Annotated in this window: 20 protein-coding genes; 5 read left to right on the top strand and 15 right to left on the bottom strand. The window is 64.9% G+C overall.

Annotated elements, in window-relative coordinates; translation table 11 throughout:
* Nucleotides 1–68: 68 nt before the first annotated feature.
* From KPF47_RS35965 to KPF47_RS35910, 12 genes are all read right to left on the bottom strand, one after another.
* On the bottom strand, nt 69–956 hold the full coding sequence (locus KPF47_RS35965; RefSeq protein ID WP_224392913.1) for a class I SAM-dependent methyltransferase: 888 nt from the start codon (nt 954–956) through the stop codon (nt 69–71).
* A 49-nt stretch (nt 957–1,005) separates the two neighbouring features.
* Nucleotides 1,006–1,734 (bottom strand): 7-cyano-7-deazaguanine synthase QueC, encoded by a 729-nt coding sequence (gene queC, locus KPF47_RS35960; RefSeq protein WP_224392912.1) that lies wholly within the window; start codon nt 1,732–1,734, stop codon nt 1,006–1,008.
* A gap of 11 nt (nt 1,735–1,745) precedes the next feature.
* A complete protein-coding gene (gene folE, locus KPF47_RS35955) occupies nt 1,746–2,375 on the bottom strand; it encodes a GTP cyclohydrolase I FolE (RefSeq protein WP_224392820.1) in 630 nt (209 codons plus the stop codon).
* Between the two features lie 33 nt (nt 2,376–2,408).
* Nucleotides 2,409–3,188: a 7-carboxy-7-deazaguanine synthase QueE gene (queE, locus tag KPF47_RS35950; RefSeq protein WP_224392821.1), complete on the bottom strand. Its 780-nt coding sequence runs from the start codon at nt 3,186–3,188 to the stop codon at nt 2,409–2,411.
* Nucleotides 3,185–3,652, bottom strand: coding sequence for a 6-carboxytetrahydropterin synthase QueD (gene queD, locus KPF47_RS35945; RefSeq protein ID WP_224392822.1), 468 nt, complete (start codon nt 3,650–3,652; stop codon nt 3,185–3,187). Before queD ends, queE begins: the two co-directional genes overlap by 4 nt.
* A gap of 125 nt (nt 3,653–3,777) precedes the next feature.
* On the bottom strand, nt 3,778–4,593 hold the full coding sequence (locus tag KPF47_RS35940) for a cyclopropane-fatty-acyl-phospholipid synthase family protein (RefSeq protein WP_224388618.1): 816 nt from the start codon (nt 4,591–4,593) through the stop codon (nt 3,778–3,780).
* A gap of 1,020 nt (nt 4,594–5,613) precedes the next feature.
* The gene (locus KPF47_RS35935; RefSeq protein ID WP_224388616.1) at nt 5,614–5,973 is read right to left on the bottom strand and encodes a hypothetical protein; all 360 of its coding nucleotides are present in this window, start codon (nt 5,971–5,973) and stop codon (nt 5,614–5,616) included.
* A gap of 143 nt (nt 5,974–6,116) precedes the next feature.
* Nucleotides 6,117–6,542: a hypothetical protein gene (locus KPF47_RS35930; protein ID WP_224388614.1), complete on the bottom strand. Its 426-nt coding sequence runs from the start codon at nt 6,540–6,542 to the stop codon at nt 6,117–6,119.
* 353 nt (nt 6,543–6,895) lie between these two features.
* Nucleotides 6,896–7,483 carry a GNAT family N-acetyltransferase gene (locus KPF47_RS41255; protein WP_224389047.1) on the bottom strand — a complete coding sequence of 196 codons (588 nt, stop codon included), beginning with the start codon at nt 7,481–7,483 and terminating at the stop codon, nt 6,896–6,898.
* A 1,830-nt stretch (nt 7,484–9,313) separates the two neighbouring features.
* Complete coding sequence (locus KPF47_RS35920) at nt 9,314–9,691, bottom strand: hypothetical protein (protein ID WP_224389033.1); 378 nt, start codon at nt 9,689–9,691, stop codon at nt 9,314–9,316.
* The gene (locus KPF47_RS35915; protein ID WP_224389034.1) at nt 9,691–10,362 is read right to left on the bottom strand and encodes a ParA family protein; all 672 of its coding nucleotides are present in this window, start codon (nt 10,360–10,362) and stop codon (nt 9,691–9,693) included. Before KPF47_RS35915 ends, KPF47_RS35920 begins: the two co-directional genes overlap by 1 nt.
* Before the next feature lie 159 nt (nt 10,363–10,521).
* Entirely contained in the window at nt 10,522–10,968 is a 447-nt protein-coding gene (locus KPF47_RS35910; RefSeq protein WP_224389035.1) for a J domain-containing protein, read from the bottom strand.
* Nucleotides 10,969–11,340: 372 nt separating this feature from the next.
* On the opposite strand from KPF47_RS35910, the gene KPF47_RS35905 reads away from it, so the two are divergent.
* The 4 genes from KPF47_RS35905 (at nt 11,341) to KPF47_RS35890 (ending at nt 15,062) form a co-directional block, all read left to right on the top strand.
* Entirely contained in the window at nt 11,341–12,999 is a 1,659-nt protein-coding gene (locus tag KPF47_RS35905; RefSeq protein ID WP_224389036.1) for a DUF4158 domain-containing protein, read from the top strand.
* Nucleotides 12,959–13,111, top strand: a complete 153-nt coding sequence (locus KPF47_RS35900) for a hypothetical protein (RefSeq protein WP_224389037.1) — start codon at nt 12,959–12,961, stop codon at nt 13,109–13,111. Before KPF47_RS35905 ends, KPF47_RS35900 begins: the two co-directional genes overlap by 41 nt.
* A gap of 125 nt (nt 13,112–13,236) precedes the next feature.
* The gene (locus KPF47_RS35895) at nt 13,237–14,079 is read left to right on the top strand and encodes an IS5 family transposase (protein ID WP_224386276.1); all 843 of its coding nucleotides are present in this window, start codon (nt 13,237–13,239) and stop codon (nt 14,077–14,079) included.
* Between the two features lie 140 nt (nt 14,080–14,219).
* Nucleotides 14,220–15,062, top strand: coding sequence for an IS5 family transposase (locus KPF47_RS35890; protein ID WP_224386276.1), 843 nt, complete (start codon nt 14,220–14,222; stop codon nt 15,060–15,062).
* 89 nt (nt 15,063–15,151) lie between these two features.
* On the opposite strand, the gene KPF47_RS35885 is transcribed toward KPF47_RS35890, so the two are convergent.
* Genes KPF47_RS35885 through KPF47_RS35875 form a run of 3 tightly spaced genes read right to left on the bottom strand, consistent with a single transcriptional unit; the run spans nt 15,152 to nt 16,352 of the window.
* Nucleotides 15,152–15,877, bottom strand: coding sequence for a hypothetical protein (locus tag KPF47_RS35885; RefSeq protein ID WP_224389038.1), 726 nt, complete (start codon nt 15,875–15,877; stop codon nt 15,152–15,154).
* Nucleotides 15,874–16,185, bottom strand: a complete 312-nt coding sequence (locus KPF47_RS35880; RefSeq protein ID WP_224389039.1) for a hypothetical protein — start codon at nt 16,183–16,185, stop codon at nt 15,874–15,876. The genes KPF47_RS35885 and KPF47_RS35880 overlap by 4 nt, the downstream gene beginning before the upstream one ends.
* The gene (locus KPF47_RS35875; RefSeq protein WP_224389040.1) at nt 16,182–16,352 is read right to left on the bottom strand and encodes a hypothetical protein; all 171 of its coding nucleotides are present in this window, start codon (nt 16,350–16,352) and stop codon (nt 16,182–16,184) included. Before KPF47_RS35875 ends, KPF47_RS35880 begins: the two co-directional genes overlap by 4 nt.
* Before the next feature lie 998 nt (nt 16,353–17,350).
* Between KPF47_RS35875 and KPF47_RS35870 the strand changes: the two genes are divergently transcribed.
* A partial coding sequence (locus tag KPF47_RS35870; RefSeq protein WP_224392911.1) for a hypothetical protein occupies nt 17,351–18,085 on the top strand: 735 nt, incomplete at its 3' end.

Here is an 18,085-nt window from a genome sequence, read left to right as displayed (position 1 = left end):
TCCTCGCTGGCCTGTTTACCCCGGCTGTTCCGGGCGGTCCCCAGCACAGCCGGAGGCTACCCATGACATTACCGACGCCCTGGTGTCGTACTATTGCGGGCGACGAGCGCTATTCCTTGGTCGCCGATCGCGTGTGGGCGTCGGGCGAAGTGCTCGACAAGAGGGTCCGTCAAGGCGTCTCGCATGTCTGCCACATGGGGGCATTCTTCGTACCAGAAGTTCGTAATGATTCGCGCGGCGTTATCGATGCGTGCTGCTGGTTCTGGCTGTGGGAACAGGAGGAAGGATTCTGTTCGGTGGAGAGAGAAGCTGGTGAACCCGCGGTCGGCGAGCACTGAGGCTGCTTCGGCGAGAAGAAATCCTTGGTGATCGGGAGCCTCGTTTGCGATGGGTACACATGCTGTGTTGAGAAGGTGAATGAGTTCGTTGTCACCGGCTCCGCCCAGGATAGCGATGGTGGCTCCGGGTTTGGTGCTGTCACATACACGGGCCAGTTCGTGAGCAGCGGTGGTGAGATCGTGCACGTAGGGCAGGACCCATGCGGCGAAGACGATGTCGAAGGAGTGGTCGGGGAAAGGGAGGGCTTCGGCGTGTCCCGGGTGCACGGTGATGGGTGCCCCGGGCCCGTGTAGTGGCGTGGCGAGTGCCGCGACACGGTCAGGGTGGGGCTCGACTGCCGTGCACTGCAGGACCTGGGTGGCGATGGCGTGAGTGAGTTCGCCGGTGCCCCCGCCCACGTCGAGTGCTCGGGTATGACCGGCCGCGAGCGAACGCACGACGGCGACTTCTTCTCTACGTTCGAGCTGGCTGACGATATCTGCCCACCCGTTTCTGGTGAGCTGGTGGGGACCTCGATATTTTTCAGGAATCGGTGTGTCGCTGGTCCACCAGGGATGGCGCCGGACCTCGTTGATGTCTAGTTCGCGTACGGCAGCAGAGACCCGGTTCGGACACATGGAAAACTCCTCGCTGGCTGCTGATCGATCCAGAACCCACAACTGGCATTCACAACTGGCGTCGTATTTTTTCGGTGTTCTCCCGATGTGATTGGCGACGTGTGGTCGCGTTTTCTGTCCAGCCTGTGGCGCGTGTGGTGCAGGCTGGACATTGTCCGCAGCCGTAGCCCCAGTCGAACCGGTTGTTCCGGTCGCCGTGGTAACAGCTGTGGGTGTGCTCGATGATCTCGTTCACGCAGCCTAGCTGGTGAGCTAGTTTCCAGGTTTCGGATTTGGTTTTGTCGAGTAAAGGTGCTGTGATCTGGAATCCGGGCTCGGCGAGTGCTTCTCGGAGTGCGTTCTCGTAGGCGCGGATGAACGTGATCCGGCAGTCCGGGTAGCCGGCTTCATCGGTCGAGCACACCCCTGTGATGAGTGTGGTGGCGCCGCGTACGACCGCGTGTGCTGCTCCGTAGCCGAGTAGCACGACGTTGCGCCCGGGTACGAACGAGGACGGTAGCCCGTGGCGTGCGGCGTAGTGGTTCCCGGTCCCGGTGGCGTCCCATCGCGAGTCGATCGATTCGTCAGTCAAGGACGAGCTGCCGATCTGGCGGAATGCGGAGCCGAGCTGGAGCACGGTATGTGTGACTCCTGCGATATCAGCTAATCGGGTAGCGCAGTCCAGTTCGATCCGGTGGCGTTGGCCGTAGTCGAGTGATACCGCTTCGACATGCTCGTATTGCGACTGTGCCCAGAACAGGCACGTCCCGGAATCCTGCCCGCCGGACAGGGACACCATCGCTGACCGTGTCATCGGATGTGCTCGGCTCCCCGTGCGGGACCACCCTGTGCCGGACCGCAGAGTTCCACGTGGTAGTCACGGATCGACCCTCGGCTAACGTGGGTTCTGGTCATCGTTCCCTGGGCGTGGACTCCTCGCACAGTCATGCATAGATGTTCCGCTTCTACTGCGACCGACAGTCCAGCCGGAGCCAGATATTTTTCGATGGCGTCAGCTATCTCGCCCGTGAGGCGTTCCTGGACTTGCAGGCGTCGCGCGAACACGTTGACGATCCGGGCTATCTTCGACAGTCCGATGATGCGTTTGTCCGGGATGTAGGCGATGTGTGCACGACCGACGAACGGCAAGAGGTGGTGCTCGCACAGCGAATACACCGGTATGTCACGGACGGTCACGATTCCGTCGTAGCCGTCGGAATCGAATGTGGTGAACAGGGCATCGATATCTGCGGCATAGCCGGTCGTGAACTCGGCGAGTGCTTCGGCGGCGCGCCGAGGTGTAGCAACCAGCCCTTCGCGCTGGTAGTCCTCACCGGGAATCCCGGCGAGAACCCACCGGAAACACGATTCACGCGGAGGCGGTGTCTCTTCGCTGATTCCTCGGGTTCTGAGCCGGTTTGATGATCCAGCTTCTGGCATCACTGATTTAGAGCCCCTTTTCCAGTATCTTTCTCAGCGTCCTTTTTCCTGGCCCCATGCGATGACGTGTAACTGCGGTAGAATCGTGCAGTCTTGAGCGCGCGGATCGTCTGCGACATGCTCGCAGAGCCACCGAAACTGCTGAGTGATGGTCTCGATAGAGACGGACGGATCAGCATCCGTTCCCGATGACAAATAGAGGGGGTACGGAGCTCCGTGCCCAGTTCGATGTCTGTCACGAAAACTGAAAGCGAACTCGACGTCCTCCTCGTCGAAACACACGACTTTGAGTGTCGTGCGTGGAGGCCGTGCGAGTGTCACGACCGCAGACATGAAGTGAGCCGTCCGCTCCCGGTTCTTGTCCGTGTCCATCCCACTCGACGGCGGTTTGGGGCTGACAATCAAGTTGTCGACGGCGCCGAGCCAGGGCTTCCAGAGCGATCCTTGCGTTTCGATGCTGACCTGCATGTCGATGTCATGCAGCCGTTGCACCAAGGTGTCCAGAGTGTGCATGGCCGGGTTTCCGCCGGAAAGTATGACCAACTGCCCGGTCGCGGCGGGAGCTCTCTCCAGCAGTTCGGAGACGATATCGTCGTCACTTAAACGGCGTGCCTCGCGATGAACGATGGCAGGATCGACGGCGTGCAGGGAGTCACACCATGTGCATCGGTAATCACATCCGCCGAAACGGACGAACAGGCAGGGTCGACCGACTTCAGGACCTTCCCCTTGAATCGTCGGCCCGAATAATTCGACCACCGGATATCGCCGCTGGACCACAGGTGCTACAGCGGAGGTCACGTCGGAGGTCACAGTGGGTTCCAGTGTGCTGTAGCACGTGATGTCGGAGTTTCCCATACCGAGACGGCCGCGACGGCCACACCATGTGTCGTGAAGGTTTCACCGATCCAGTGAGCGAGATTCTCCGCCGTGGTCGGCCAGCAACCCCGGCTGCCTACGGTGTCGTTCAGATCCTGGTGGTCAAGAAGAGGCTCGACCTCGGTCTTCCATATCGTGGACAGTTCACCGAAATCGATGACCATCCCGTCATCCGACCGGTGCCGAATCGGCTGCACCGCCCCCTGTACCGTCACTTCCACACTGTAGGTGTGACCGTGCAGCCGACGACATTTTCCCTGATGGTCAGGTAGATGATGCGCCGCGTCGAATGTCCAGCGCTTAGCTATTTCAGTTATCGCCGCCGGCGAGTGGGTATGCTCAGATGTGACTGGGAATGCTTCGGGCTGGATACACGTCATGTCGTCGTCCACCGCCATCGACTGCCCCCTCCGTATGGTTGGGTATCGAGGAACCTCGGAGTTGAAAAAGTAGAATGCGAACACATGAGGTATTCCCCCAAAATAAAGATGCCCAGAAGGGTGTGATAATCACCCATGCACCGTTACCGGTGCGGCCGCTCAGCCACTGCCAGCACATACGCTGAAAGTGGTGCGAAGGCCGTGATCGACTGCAGATGGTTATATAACTCGCGAACCCCCACGATATCGGAAAATCGGTGATGTGCAGCCTTCAGTGCTGCAGCGATCGCTGAATAGCTCGGCCGCACCTGATCTCCTATGTCCACAACGCTGCGTATCTGAAGTCCTGCGGAGTGCGGGATCGCATAGTAGTAGTCCACGAGTTCGAGAGAAGGGATCCGAAATGCGGCCTGAAAGTTAGCGATGGACTGTCTTTGGGCTGAATTTTGCGGAGAAGAATTCAGTGCTATGTCTGCAATCACGAAACGCCCGCCCGGTCGCAAGACGCGCACAACGTCACGCACAAAAGCAGATTTATTGCCGACGTGAGACATGGATTCCAGCGCCCATGCCGCATCGAAAGAGCAATCAGAATACGGAAGGTCGAGGGCGTCCGCGTAACAGAAACGTACTCGATCCGCTACCCCAGCATCTTCCGCTAGAGTATTCGCCGTGCTGAGATGACGAAAACTAGTAGATACTCCATCGATGGTCACGTCGGCGCTCCTGGCAAGATCCAGCGCGGCGCGCCCCGTCCCGCAGCCCGCATCTAACACATGATCACCAGGCGTCACTCTGAGCGCATCGATCACGAGATCCGTCATAGCTGCTGTCGCGGCCGGCAGCGTGGCACCCGAGGCGCCCCAGTAGCCGAGATGAATGTTGTCACCGCATGCTGCAGTGATGAAATCAGTCCAACGATCATAAAAACTGGCGACGTCGTTTACTGCGCTCGTCACTCGACTTTCACTCCGGTCAACTCGATGTCTGGGCGGAATTAAAGAGCCCGATCTCGCTCAATGAGTAGAGCAGTAGAGCAACATCAAAAATACTGCCCCGAGCGATATTTACGCTAAATTGATGATGGCGTAGTGAGGGTGCGGCGCAGTTCACGATCTATTCGTGTCCGTGCCACCAACTCACGTCAGGGCGCAGTATCGCGTCGTTCCTGGAACGACATCGGGTGTGGCGAGGCTGGGCCCGGCCAGGGCGTGAGCGCTGTCAGCGCTGCTCACCGCGGACACCCGGAGCGCGCAGACCGCTCGCGTGAACGCCGCGCTCGGCGTCATCGGCCAGACCACCGATGGAGCCGGGTTCCGTGCCGTGGTTGCCCCGGCCGTCCCGTGGGGCGGGCCAGCCCGGCTGGGCGGCGGAGGCCGGATCGGTGAATCGAGGAACGCCCCTACGCCGTCGCGCTCGGCACCCCCCTCTCCGAACTCCCCATCAGCACACGCCGACCGAGCCGACCAGCACGAGAGCGGCAGACCGATGAAGCAGATCTGGACCGTGCACGTTCTACGCTGGGCTACGAGAAGAAGAAAAAGAATCCCGGCGGTCAGACGTACGCGGGGCCGTGGGCGTGGTACCGGGTGGACCCACAGCTGCAACCGACACCGACAGCGCTCATCCATCCAGCCGATCGGACGACCTTGGCGCGGCGGATCAGGATGGTTCTCGATCGACTCGCCCCGCCGGCGGAGATCCGGGAGGCGGTGGACGCGGTGGTCGGGGAGTTGCTGAGCTCGAACCGGGCCCGCAGTTCAGACCCTCATGATCGCCAACACCTGACCAGGTTGGCAAAGGCTCACTCTTGGAGCGGGTCGTCCCCGGCCCTCGCCGGAAGTGTCCCGCCGCCCTGCGGGCGGCGTGTGCCGGCTGCTATGGGAAAGCGACACCGGGCCTGGTCAGGCCGCCACCGTCGTCACCGTGATCGCTGCGCCGGCCTGGTGCGGTGCGCGCCCCTGCAGGGGCGTCGAGAGTCAGTTGTTGGTGTTGTTCTGGGCGATCGATCCGGGTGAGCACTCGGAGCTGCTGGGTGCGTCAGTCCCGTTGCTCGCGGCGCCGAGGACCCCGGCGGCGATATCAGCGTTGTTGAGGCTGCACGACAGCACATTGGCGTTGTTGAGGGCGTTGACGTCGCCGACGTTGACCAGCCCGGACTGCGCCGATTCCCGGTTCTGGTCGATCTCGTTGACCTGCACCACATCCCCCGACCCACCAGAACCACCAGAGCCCCCGCCGGGCTTGCCGCGGTGATCATCGGTGTCGGCGAACGCGGCCGGGGCGGCCAGCAACAGCCCAGCCAGAGTGGTGGCGGTGAGGAGTCCGGTCTTTTTCACCACGAGCGTCTCTCCTTCACGTGCGAAATCTTTCGGACACACCGCACGCTACTACCCGAACGGGTGACAATCGGGGTGTTCATGAGACCGGCACCGAACAGCCGTCCGGCAGCCACGAAACGACTACGCCCGTCGATGGGGGTTCACGGCTCGGTGCTGCCCGCGCGGCGGTAGGCGGTATCGCGGTCCAGGTGGGACACGGTGAGTGCGTCACCGCCGATGGCGATCGTCAACAGTTGAATCTCATCGGCGGTGTACTGGTCGGGCAGCGCCCGTCCGAGGGTGTCGAAGCCGCGGTGCATGACCTCGATCGCGGTGGTGGTGCCGCGGTCGAGGGTGTCGGCGATGACCTCGACCCGCACCGCGAGGATGTTGCCGCCGGTGTCGCCGGGGTCGTAGGGAGCATCGGCGGGTGGGAGCTGTGCGGGTCCGGCGTAGCCGTCGGCGATCGTTCCGCGGCGGCAGTGGCCGGAGAAGTAGCTCATCAACGCATACGAGGCCTGGTAGAGGTCCTTGCCGCGGAGGGTGAACTCCTGGGCGGCGATGACCAGGATGTCATCGGGGCCCATCGGATCAGACCTATCGGACACCCCCGGCATGCTACGCCGGGCCCCGCCCCAGGGGCGGCGCGCCGCGGCGCTCGGGCCGGGTTTATCCGATCCTGCCGTCGGTAGATCGAGCGCCATCAGATAAGGCGTCTCCGATACGACCCCGGGACTCCCCACGCCGGTGAGGCCGATCTGATCCTCGCGAAGAACCGCGGCGGCCCCACCCGAACGGTCACCGTATTTCTGTCGTGGATGGGCGCGCTTTCCCGGCTCGGGATTCGACTTGGTCTCGGTGTTTGCAGTACTGATGTCGTTTCTCGTTGCTAGGCGGTCGCGATCAGGTGGGGTCGTTTTCTGATATCTCGGCGTTGGTGCTATTGTCCTCTGCCGAGAACGTAGAGCCGAGACACTCTGTGACCGATATCGATGCGGCCGATTTCAGCGAGACCAATTCTTGTGCAGAGCTGTTTCGTCCGGGTGTTGATATCGAGGGGCTCGGCCATTATTTGACCCATATCGGCATGGGTGTCGAAGAGCATGTCTGCGACACGCGTCAAGATGCGGGTCCCCCAGCCTTGCTGGATGTGGCGTGGGTCTCCGATCATGAAGTGAATTCCGCGATCGGTAGTCGATATTGCTGGGTGTGGCGTTAGCGGGCTGTGTGTTGATTGGTAGGTTTCAAGGTATCCGAATGATCGGTTGTCGATGCGGACTAGGTAAGGGTTTGCGTCGCCGGTCTTTCGGCAGAAGTTCAGGTACTGAGTGACTGCGTCCAGTTGAATGGAGGTACGTCCGATTTTCGCGAGGCGCGGGTATGGCAGGAACAGTCCGTCGATGTGTTGTGATTGCCACCATTCACTGATGGTTGCAGCGTCCGTATCTTCGCAGGGCGATATTGTGACGGCCTGGGAGTCGATTTCGAGAAGAGTCGTGGCGCCAATTTGGTTGGCGTTTTTGTGCACGGGATGCGGCACCTCCTTATGTAAGTCCTTGAGTTCGGCGACTGACCCGGGCTTCGGTTGCCTGACAGGGGAAGGCGTGACTATCACGGACGTCAGTCCATGGCGGTATAGCCCATAAGAGTGAGATGTCTGGCTCGGATGGAGGGGTTGGTCTCGGCTCTGAGGGGCTTGTGCTTGCTGGTCGTACTCGTGTTCCGGCGGCAGAAGGTGCCTGGAGCACCTTTGAAGCAGCTGGAATCTATTATGAAGATATGCTGATGGTTCTCTGCTGCCGAAATGGAGATATTATGCCTGTGGCCTGCTAGTTTGTGTGTCGGGCTGGGGGGCCGATGCCCGACACTACCCCCCGGCCATCAGCGAAGCAGTGCGGGGGTGGTGTCGGGCATCGGCCCCCCAGCCCGACAGGGTCACGGAGTGACCCAGAGTTCTAGTACGAAGTTCAATGCCTTTAAAAAAGCAAGGTCAAAGTCAAAGTCAACAGACTGTGGCGAAGGTGGTGGCTGGGTTGGTTTGGGTATATCTGTGGTGAAGGTGGGTTATCCGCCTCGCTATTGCTTCGGCGGAGGCGGGGGTTGTCGTTGACAGTGTGTGTTGGTTGAAGGGGAGGGGTGTTTGTGGTGTTGGGTGAGGTGGGGAAGCCGGTGCGTGCGAAGCGTCGTGATGCGGGTTCGGTGGTGTTGACGGCGCGTGATGCGGTGTTGTTGGAGATTTTGGCGCATCAGTATGGGCTGCCCCTCGACTTGTTGTCGAATACGTTAGGGGTGAGCGCGCAGGCGGCGCATGCGGTGGTGGGTCGGTGGAAGCGTGCGGGGTGGGTGCGTACGGGGCGGGTGGATGTGGGGGCGATGTGGGTGTGGCCGTCGCGGACTTTGGCGCGGGAGTTGTTGGGGTGGGATGTTCCGGGGTGGATGCCGCGGCCGACGGTGTCGGGTCATGTGCGTGCTGTGGGGGCGGTGCGTTTAGCGCGGGTGGGTTTGGAGGTGGGGCGGTGGGAGTCGGAGCGGGAGTTGCAGCATCGGACGGGGTGGCGTCCTCGGGGTGTGCCGGTGCCGCATATGCCGGATGGGGTTGAGGTGTTGCCGGATGGGCGGCGGGTGTTGGTGGAGGTGGAGTTGTCGAGGAAGACGCGGTCGCGTTATTTGGAGCCGGCCCCGGTGAATGGTGGGGCGGATATGGCGGCCGGGTTGTTGTCGACGGTGGTGGAACGGGCCCGGGACCTTGAGTGTGTCGGGATCATGTATTGGTGTGCCCCGAATGTGTTGAAGCAGGTCCAGGATGTTGCGGGGGAGTTCCTGGAGCGGGACCGGGCGCGACGGGCCCGAGCCCGGAACCCGGAGCTGCTGGGCCCGGAGGTGCGGTGGGCGATCCGGGACATCAGCGAGATTCCGTGTTGGGCGCCGGGCCCGCACCCTTCCTCGCGATAGCGGCTGCGGTGGGCCCTTCCTCGAATCGGCCCGAGTGTCGAATACCGGTCAGAACCCGCCAAGGGCGCCGCACGCGGCGTCGCCACGCGATCTTCGACCGTTGACTGAACCTGCTCGGCACTCGTGCGGCCTGGTATCGAGGAAGAGCCCGGGTGTCGAGACGGGCGGTGCTCGCGGGTGTCAGCGGGGCGCCGAGGTCGTAGCGTTCGCAGGAAGTCGGGGCGGGCGGAATGGCGTGCCGGTGCTCCTCGCTGTGGTAGTCGGTCACCGGGGTTTCTGGTCGCGGTCCTCGGCGAGCTCGGGTGTGCTCGATGTTCGGGTTGGCCGGCATGTGACCAGCGCGAGAAGGCTCCTACGTAGATCCGTAGGAGCATACGTAGGTGTCTCAGTAGATGTCTACGGTGTTCTACCGGCCGGTGCCGTGTCGGAGGTCTTCGTCGATCTGCTGGGCCAGGGTGCGGGAGAGGTCGGTGTCGGCGAGCAGGGTGTAGACCAGGGCGCGGGTGATGTGTTGGGGGCGGATGCTGCGTCCGAGTTTGAGTCCGACGTCGACGGCGTAGCGGTGGAGATCGGCGTGCACGGTGTCGGGCAGGTCAAGGGTCATGCGGCGGTCGCCCTCGCGGCGGCCTTTACCTCGGCGGATGGCCGGTGGCTGCTCGCGGTGGATCGTTTGCGCTGTGGGCAGGGTTGTGTGGGTCGAGTCTGCCGCGATGTGGACCGGGTCGCCGGGCTGGTCTGGGGTGGTCTCGTTGACGATCTGAGAGAGGTCGCGCTTACGGGCCATCAGGGGTTCACTTTCGCGTGGAGGCCGGCGGCGGTGAAGACCTCGCGGGCGAGGGCGTAGTAGTCCTGCTGGGCTCGCTCGGCCGATCCGGTGGCGGGTAGGTCGAGGATCGTCTGCCCGTTGTCCAGCGCGAGGTTGTAGCAGGTGTAGGTGCGGATCACGGTGCGGGCGATCCGTACCCCGGCAGCGTCGAGCACTTCGGCTTGTTGACGTGCGCGGGGCAGGCCGTAGCTCGGGACGCGGGTGAACACGCAGAGGTAGTCCAGTCTGAGCGGGGCGACCTCGCCGCGCAGCACGCGTAGGGTGGGACGAAGGTCCATCGTCTCGGCGGGGGTCGGGGCGAGGAGTAGGTCAGCTGTGGGTGTGGCGCCGTTGTTGCCGGTCAGGATCGTTTCGAAGCCACCGGCCCGGGCCCCGGGAAGATCGACCACGGCGAGGTCGTACCCGCCGGCTGCGCGCAGCCGGGCGAGGTCGCCGGTGTCCTGACCATCGGCGAGGTCGATGCCCAGGCGGTCGCCGCAGGACTCGGCCCAGTCGGTGGCCGAGCGGTTCCGGTCGCTGTCCACGAGCAGAACCGAGAGGCCCGCTCGGCAGGCCACGGCGGCCAGGGTGACCGCCGTGGTTGTCTTACCCACCCCGCCCTTGGGCCCGCCGACCGCCACAATCCGCATGAGGAGATCCCTACGTAGATCCGGTTAAACCAACGTAGTGTCCTACGTATCTACGTGGATGTCTACGGTCCTTACTACGGAGGTACGTAGCTAAGGGGAGATGTGTGTGGGCCCGGGTCGGGGCGACTTGCCCACGACCCCGTCGGCGCTGCCGGTGGCCTATGTGGTGGGGGCGGGGTAGACGTAGTGGGCGACCGCTACCGAGGCCACCAGCGCGGTCATGGCGGCTACGACCGGTGCGGCGATCATGGCGACGCCGGCGGTGAGGGCACCGGCGGCGGCCAGCAGGCCGAGGGTCCGCAGGATCAGGGGGCCTTCTGGGGCGCGGTGGGACACCGTGTCGGCGGTACGCGCCTCGGGTGGGTCGGGTGGTGTCGTGTGCGGTGTCGTACAGGGCGGTGATGGTGTGGTGAGTAGTTCGTAGGCGCTGGACAGGGCGATGAAGCGGTCCGGGTCGCCGCCCCGGTCGGGGTGGTGGTGGCGGGCGGCGGTCCGCCACGCGGTCCGGAGCAGCTCAGGTGAGACGTCGGCGGGAACACCGAGCAGTGCTGCCGCTGCGGCCCGCGCCTGCTCAGGATGGACACTCGGACTCGGACTCGGACTCATCGTGGGTCCTCATCGGAGGTGTCGTGTGTCCAGTCGTCCCCGGTCCAATCCGGCGCCGGAGTGTCTCTGGCCGGGGCATCGTCGCCGGTCCCGGGGCGGCGGAGGCGCCGGTTGACTGCGGCGGCCTGCCCGGCGGTGAGCCGGCGCCGGGACAGCGCCGGTCCGGAGGTCGGGGCCGCGCGGCGCGGCGAGCTGGTGATCGCGGTCGCGGGCGCGAGGGGGGCGACGACGCCGTAGATGGGGTGGGAACCGAATACGTCAGAAACGGGCCGCGACTTGATGTAGCCGCTGGTCCGGGTAGGGCCGTGTAGCGAGGTGCGGTCGCTGGTTATGGTGTGCGGGTCCGGTTGGTGATCTTGCTGGGATGTCGGGTTGGCGTCGATTGATCGCACGGCGTACCCGCGGTTCAAGCGTGCGGTGTCGGTGCGGGAGTTGGCCGAGGCGTTCACGCCCACGCCGGACGAGGTCTCGTGGGCACGGGGCAAGACGCAGTCGGAGTCGCATCTGCTGGCGTTGGTGGTGCGGTTGAAGTGCTATCAGCGGCTCGGCTACTTCGCCAAGCTCGCCGACGTGCCGGCCGTCGTGGTCGACCATGTGCGCGGTGTGCTGGAGCTGGCGGAGTCGGTGCTGGCAGAGGCCGACGTGGAGCGCACGGAGAAGCGGCATCGGCAGTTCGTGCGGGACCGACTCGGCGTGAAGTTCGAGGCGGCGCGGGTGCGGGAGGTGGCCGAGCAGTCCATCCGCGTCGCGGTGCAGACGAAGGACAACCCGGCCGACCTGATCAACGTGGCGTTGGAGGAGCTGGTCCGGCAGCGCTGCGAGCTGCCCGGCTACACGACGCTGGACGCGATGGCGGCGACGATTCGCGCGGAGATCAACGGTGGTTTCTTCGCGATGGTGGCCTCGCGGCCGGACCGGGTCGAGCGGGCGCGGCTGGAGCGGTTGCTGGTGGTGGATCCGGCGACGCGGCGCAGCAAGTTCGACCGGATCAAGACGCCGGCGCAGGCGGCGACGCTGGGCAAGTTCAAGCAGCGGCTGGCGCACTTGCAGGCGCTGGACGCGATCGGCCCGACCGAGCGGTGGCTGGAGGGGGTGCCGCCGGGCAAGGTCGCCCACTTCGCCGGTGAGGCCCGCGTGGCGAATGTGGACGACATGCGCAAGACCGGCGAGGCCAAACGGCTGACATTGCTGGTCAGCCTGGTGCACCAGCAGCGGGTGGAGGCCCGTGACGAGGTGGTGACCATGTTCTGCAAGCGCATGGCCGCCTTGCACAAGAAGGGTCGGGAGCGGCTGGAGGAGCTGCGCGAGGCGCACCGCGCGGAGTCCGAGCGGCTGATCGGGGTGTTCGGTGAGGTCCTGGCCGGTGCCCGTGAGGCCACCGCCGCGCCCGAGCCCGGCCAGGGCGGTGCGACGGGTGATCCGGGTACGGACGGCGAGGTCGCCGAGCGGGCGGGCCGGCTGCTGCTCAAGACGCTGGAGGACGCGGGCGGGGTGGAGCTGTTGTCGGCGGTGCACGAGGCGGTGTCGGCCTATCACGGCAACAACTACCTGCCGCTGCTGGAGGGCTTCTACCGCTCACACCGGTCGGTGCTGTTCACACTCATCAACGCGCTGGAGATGACCTCGACCACGGCGGACCGCAGCGTGCTGGACGCGGTGGAGTTCATCCGGGTCAACCGGGACCGACGCAGCGAGTGGATCCCGGAGACCATGGTGCACACCGTGGACGGCCAGCAGGTCACCGTGGCGGTCGACGTCGACGCGTTCGCCACGGTGGCGTGGCGAAAGGTGCTGCGCACCGGGACCGGCCGGGGATGCTCGTGCGCCGGCACCTGGAGGTGTGCGTGTTCTCCCACCTGGCCACCATCACCCCGTACATCCAGCACACCATCCGACGCATGGGCGACCTGGTCCTCGACCTCGCACCGCCGGAGGAAGCGCCGACCACGCGGCTGGATCTGGAACCGCGAGTGCTGTTCGCGGCCCGCACGTGACGGCCAGGACGGCCACCTCTACTGCCGGACGCTCTAAGAGGTCATTTCAGAACGAGGTCGACGTGTCTGTTGTAGACGACAAGCGGCTATCTGACCTGCCGTTTGATCTGTCGTCGAGGGGTCAATGGAAACTCGACAAGTCGTTCTGAAACGACCTCTAAGAGGTCGCGCGGATTGGTCACAGCTTGGCCGCGGTCGAGTGTCTGGGGGCGAGGGCGGGTACGGGCCTGCCGATCATGAAGTTATCTACGCTTCGTGATCGTCTGGAGGCCGCGTGCCCACCCTGCCATCATGGCTGACCGAGCCGTTGTGGGACCAGTTCACCGCGCTGCTGCCTCATCGAGACGAGTTCGATCCCACCCATCCGCTGGGCTGCCATCGCCGCCGGATCGCGGATCGGATCGTGTTCGACAAGCTCCTGCAGGTACTGCGGTTCGGCTGCTCGTATGAGGGCATCGCTGACAGCACCTGCTCGGCGACCACCATCCGCGATCGTCGTGACGAGTGGATCAGGCTCGGGGTCTTCGCCCAGCTGCGTCGGATCGTCCTGGACGCCTACGACCGCATCGTCGGTCTGCTGCTGCACGACATCGCCGTCGATGGCGCCATCACCAAGGCCCCCGGCGGCGGCGAGGTCGCCGGTCCGTCGCCGGTGGACCGGCGCAAACAGGGTATGAAACGTTCGGTGCTCGTCGAGGGATACGGCATCCCGCTGGGCCGAGTCCTGGCCGGAGCCAACCGGCACGACTCCCCGCTACTGGGCCCCACCCTCGACCGCCTCGATGCTCTCGGCCCGCTGCCCGACGACATCACCGTGCACCTCGACGCCGGCTATGACTCCGGCAAGACCCGCGACACGCTGGCCGAACGAGGCCTGCACGGCGAGATCGCGCACAAGGGTGAGAAAGCGCCGATCCAGGCCACCCGCCGCTGGCACGTCGAGCGGACCAACGCTTGGCACAACAGCTTCAACCGGCTGCAGCGCTGCTACGAACGACGAGAAATCGTCGTCGACGCGTTCTTCGACCTCGCCGACACGATCGTCACACTCCGTAGCTTGATTCGGCAGGCCTGGACCACACACCGCTGGAACGCCCGACCTGCACGACGTCCATGATCACCAACCAATCCGCGCGACCTCTAAGAGGTCGCGCGGATTGGTCACAGCTTGGCCGCGGTCGAGTGTCTGGGGGCGAGGGCGGGTACGGGCCTGCCGATCATGAAGTTATCTACGCTTCGTGATCGTCTGGAGGCCGCGTGCCCACCCTGCCATCATGGCTGACCGAGCCGTTGTGGGACCAGTTCACCGCGCTGCTGCCTCATCGAGACGAGTTCGATCCCACCCATCCGCTGGGCTGCCATCGCCGCCGGATCGCGGATCGGATCGTGTTCGACAAGCTCCTGCAGGTACTGCGGTTCGGCTGCTCGTATGAGGGCATCGCTGACAGCACCTGCTCGGCGACCACCATCCGCGATCGTCGTGACGAGTGGATCAGGCTCGGGGTCTTCGCCCAGCTGCGTCGGATCGTCCTGGACGCCTACGACCGCATCGTCGGTCTGCTGCTGCACGACATCGCCGTCGATGGCGCCATCACCAAGGCCCCCGGCGGCGGCGAGGTCGCCGGTCCGTCGCCGGTGGACCGGCGCAAACAGGGTATGAAACGTTCGGTGCTCGTCGAGGGATACGGCATCCCGCTGGGCCGAGTCCTGGCCGGAGCCAACCGGCACGACTCCCCGCTACTGGGCCCCACCCTCGACCGCCTCGATGCTCTCGGCCCGCTGCCCGACGACATCACCGTGCACCTCGACGCCGGCTATGACTCCGGCAAGACCCGCGACACGCTGGCCGAACGAGGCCTGCACGGCGAGATCGCGCACAAGGGTGAGAAAGCGCCGATCCAGGCCACCCGCCGCTGGCACGTCGAGCGGACCAACGCTTGGCACAACAGCTTCAACCGGCTGCAGCGCTGCTACGAACGACGAGAAATCGTCGTCGACGCGTTCTTCGACCTCGCCGACACGATCGTCACACTCCGTAGCTTGATTCGGCAGGCCTGGACCACACACCGCTGGAACGCCCGACCTGCACGACGTCCATGATCACCAACCAATCCGCGCGACCTCTAAGCCCCTGATCAGCGGCTCAGGCCGACGCGGCCCCTTTCTGGCGTATTCGGTTCCCACCCCCATCAGCACTCCGAGTGACTGCGGGGTCGACTCCCACCCTCGACGATGATCGAGGAGGCCCCGACTCCCCCGCCGACTGTCCTGGTGGCTGCCTCGTCGGGCTCCCGGCCTGGGTGGTGGGTGTGTGAGCGGGGTGTTCCGGCGAGGGTGAGTTGGTGGGCGGTGACGCCGGCGATCGAGACGCCGGCCATGACCAGGCCGGCGGTGAGGCTCTGTTCGAGGCCGTGGAGCAGGTTCATCCCGGCCGCGACCAGGGAGAACAGCACCACCCCGGCTTGCAACCCGAGGACGGGACGCTCGGGGGTCTGGCGGCAGGAGGCGGTCACGGCGAGGGCGAAGGCCCACATGCCCAGTTCGGTGATCCCGGCCAGCAACACACCGAGTGGGCCGTAGAGGTGGGCGCCGTAGGCGGCCATCACCGGAGCAGCCAGGGCGAAGGAGAGCAGCGCGATCGGGTAGATCAGCAGCTCGACGGTGTGCATGTATGCCAAGGTCAGAGCCTTGGCGCGGCGCGCGGCACGTGCTGTGCGGGCCTCGGTCCGGCGCCGCTCGGCCGCATCCCGCGCTGCGATGCTCCTTTCTCCGCGGGCGTTCTGCTTGTCGATCCGGCGCTGGACGGCGGCGTCGGCGGCCTCTTGGGCGAGGCGGGCGTCCAGGTCGCGGTTCTCGCGGCGCTCCGCGGCTCGGGTCGCGGCCCAGGAGTTCGTGTAGGACGACGTGGTGGTCATGCCTCGGCCCTCGCCTCGACCTGCTGACCAGCCGAAACCGGCCCAGCGGCTACTTCAGCGGGCGGTGAGACGGCGTCTACGGTGCCCAGTTCGGCCCGCGGAGAAGAAGCCGGGACGGCCCGCCGAGCCCGCCACAGACGCACCTCAGCGGCGGCCCACCAGCCGACGGCCAGACCGAGGAGCCCGGCGAACCACCAGGTCACGACCACCGTCGCCCCGGTCAGGGCGGCGCCGACGGCGATCTCGACCGCCCGGTCGGCGATCGCGGAGCCGATCGTCCGGGCGGCGGCGCGTAGCGGGGCGTTCATGCCACCTCACCACCCGCGACAACCGAGTGACCAGCGGAAACCGCCACAGGACGCCGCAGCGGGAACACGAGCAGACGTCCCGGGTCCGCCTCATCGGACGGCTCGCCCGGGGCGTCGAGGGCGTGGAGGAGGTCGCCGTAGAGGCGGTCGATGACCTGCTCGGTCAAACCATCCGGGCACCACCCGTACCCAGGAATGCCCAGGTCAGGACCGGGATCAGGATCGCCGTCAGGCGACGACGGAAGAAAAGTTCCACCCACTGGTGGAGGCACACAGATGCCAAGGGCAGCATGGCCCATAGCCGACCACCTTCTCGTAAAGGTCGTTCGGTTAGGTCGCCGCCCCGGCCTTGTGAACCGGGGTGGTGACCGCAACCCCGCCGGGTCGACGGGCTCGCTCATCCAGCAACTCACGGCCTCGCCCGGCCTGTCAAGAACCGATCTCGAACCGATCCTCGACGCTCGACCCCACCGCCATTGCCGGTCACGGAACGCGACATTGACAGCGAGAGGGTGTCCGATACTCCTTCCTGCTGGTCAGAGCGCATACGGGGCGATCTTGAGGCTGTGGGGTGGGGTGGGGTGGGGTGTCCCGGATCGATCCGGGACACCCCCACAACCCGGGGCAGCTGAAAAACGGCGCTGACCTGCAGAAACGACCGAGGTGCCCCCGGATGCCCCGGGTTGCCCAGGATTGGGGGGTCGTTTCGGGACATCCCCCGAAATATCACCCTCCGTCACTAGAGTTGGTGGCGGGAAGTATTCAGTTAGTCGCAGCACGTACGCATTGCTGGCAGGAGCCTCCGATGCAAGTGCCGCCACAATCACCAGGTACCTTTCCGGCGTGAAATTGTTGAGGGTATGGCGTGTCGCGGCCGTTAGTGTGGTGGTCCTTGTTGTCGGTTCGGGTGCTGTTTCCGGGGCGGTTGCTGCGGAGCCTCGTGATTCGGTGACCGTGTCGGTGTGGAAGGAGCCGCGGCCGGTGGAGCCGGAGCCGCCGGGTCCGGATTCATCGGTGGCGGCGCCGACTGTTATCGGCCCGGGGTGGAGACGTTCCGGACTGGATCTGGTGCCGAGTCGTGGGACGGTTCGTGTAAGTATCTGCACGAGCATTTTGATGAGATTTCCGCACGGGCGACAGGTGAGGATGTATCCCGTGTGTCGAGGTGACTATTCCGCCGCCGTCGGAGAACCGCCCTCAGCCGTATGATCTGAATCCCGATGCGTTTGATCTGGTGGCGCATCCGAAGGAGTGCGAGGGGTACACGGATTGGGTGGTGAACCGGACGGCGCAGTGCAAACGGGATCGTGTGAATATCACGATTTTCGAGCAGCGCACGAAGGTCGCGCTAGGCACGTTGAACGTGAACCGCCGTACATTGTCGTACACGAATGCCGGGAATCCGGTGTGGGGTGTGCAGACGACGTTGTCGCTGGCGGGCGCGACGGGTGTGGGCTATGGGGCGTCAGTGCGCGGGTTGGGGACATGCGGGTCACCGCAACCGGGCGAGATGTCGGAGTGCACGCCTAACGGGCCGAACAGGTTCGGGCCCAGTCCGGCGTTGAACCCGAACTTCCCATTCACCGGGGAGACCTACTACCGGGGCACGAAGACCGGCCCGGGACAGAGCGGATCGGCCAAGAACACGGTGGACCTGACCTTCACCAACCCGAAATGGCAGACCCCGGAATTCTCCTCGACGTTCGTGCCGCACCCGGTCCGCTGCGACAACGCGATCAAGGGCCGCGGCCCGGGCTGCGTGGTGCCGAGCCACACCCCGGCGATCGCCTACTCCCGCACCGGGGACGTCAGCGAGCTGGCCCGTCACATCGGCGATGCGCAGGCCTCAGGTCTCCCGGGGGCGTACCCGTCGGGGCCACCGTTGACCCGGCTCATGGAC

It is taken from the genome of Pseudonocardia sp. ICBG1293 (assembly GCF_020131355.1).
In the GTDB taxonomy this organism is placed as follows: Bacteria; Actinomycetota; Actinomycetes; order Mycobacteriales; family Pseudonocardiaceae; genus Pseudonocardia.
The sequence above is the reverse complement of the archived record's forward strand: the minus strand, read 5'-3'. Positions and strand labels throughout refer to the sequence as shown.

What these genes read in the sequence shown, in the direction of transcription:
- KPF47_RS35965 (WP_224392913.1), bottom strand. Translation starts at nt 956, where the DNA reads ATGTGTCCGAACCGGGTCTCTGCTGCCGTACGCGAACTAGACATCAAC.
- queC (WP_224392912.1), bottom strand. Translation starts at nt 1,734, where the DNA reads ATGGTGTCCCTGTCCGGCGGGCAGGATTCCGGGACGTGCCTGTTCTGG.
- folE (WP_224392820.1), bottom strand. Translation starts at nt 2,375, where the DNA reads ATGCCAGAAGCTGGATCATCAAACCGGCTCAGAACCCGAGGAATCAGC.
- queD (WP_224392822.1), bottom strand. Translation starts at nt 3,652, where the DNA reads ATGGCGGTGGACGACGACATGACGTGTATCCAGCCCGAAGCATTCCCA.
- KPF47_RS35930 (WP_224388614.1), bottom strand. Translation starts at nt 6,542, where the DNA reads ATGGGCCCCGATGACATCCTGGTCATCGCCGCCCAGGAGTTCACCCTC.
- KPF47_RS35920 (WP_224389033.1), bottom strand. Translation starts at nt 9,691, where the DNA reads ATGGCCCGTAAGCGCGACCTCTCTCAGATCGTCAACGAGACCACCCCA.
- KPF47_RS35915 (WP_224389034.1), bottom strand. Translation starts at nt 10,362, where the DNA reads ATGCGGATTGTGGCGGTCGGCGGGCCCAAGGGCGGGGTGGGTAAGACA.
- KPF47_RS35910 (WP_224389035.1), bottom strand. Translation starts at nt 10,968, where the DNA reads ATGAGTCCGAGTCCGAGTCCGAGTGTCCATCCTGAGCAGGCGCGGGCC.
- KPF47_RS35885 (WP_224389038.1), bottom strand. Translation starts at nt 15,877, where the DNA reads ATGACCACCACGTCGTCCTACACGAACTCCTGGGCCGCGACCCGAGCC.
- KPF47_RS35880 (WP_224389039.1), bottom strand. Translation starts at nt 16,185, where the DNA reads ATGAACGCCCCGCTACGCGCCGCCGCCCGGACGATCGGCTCCGCGATC.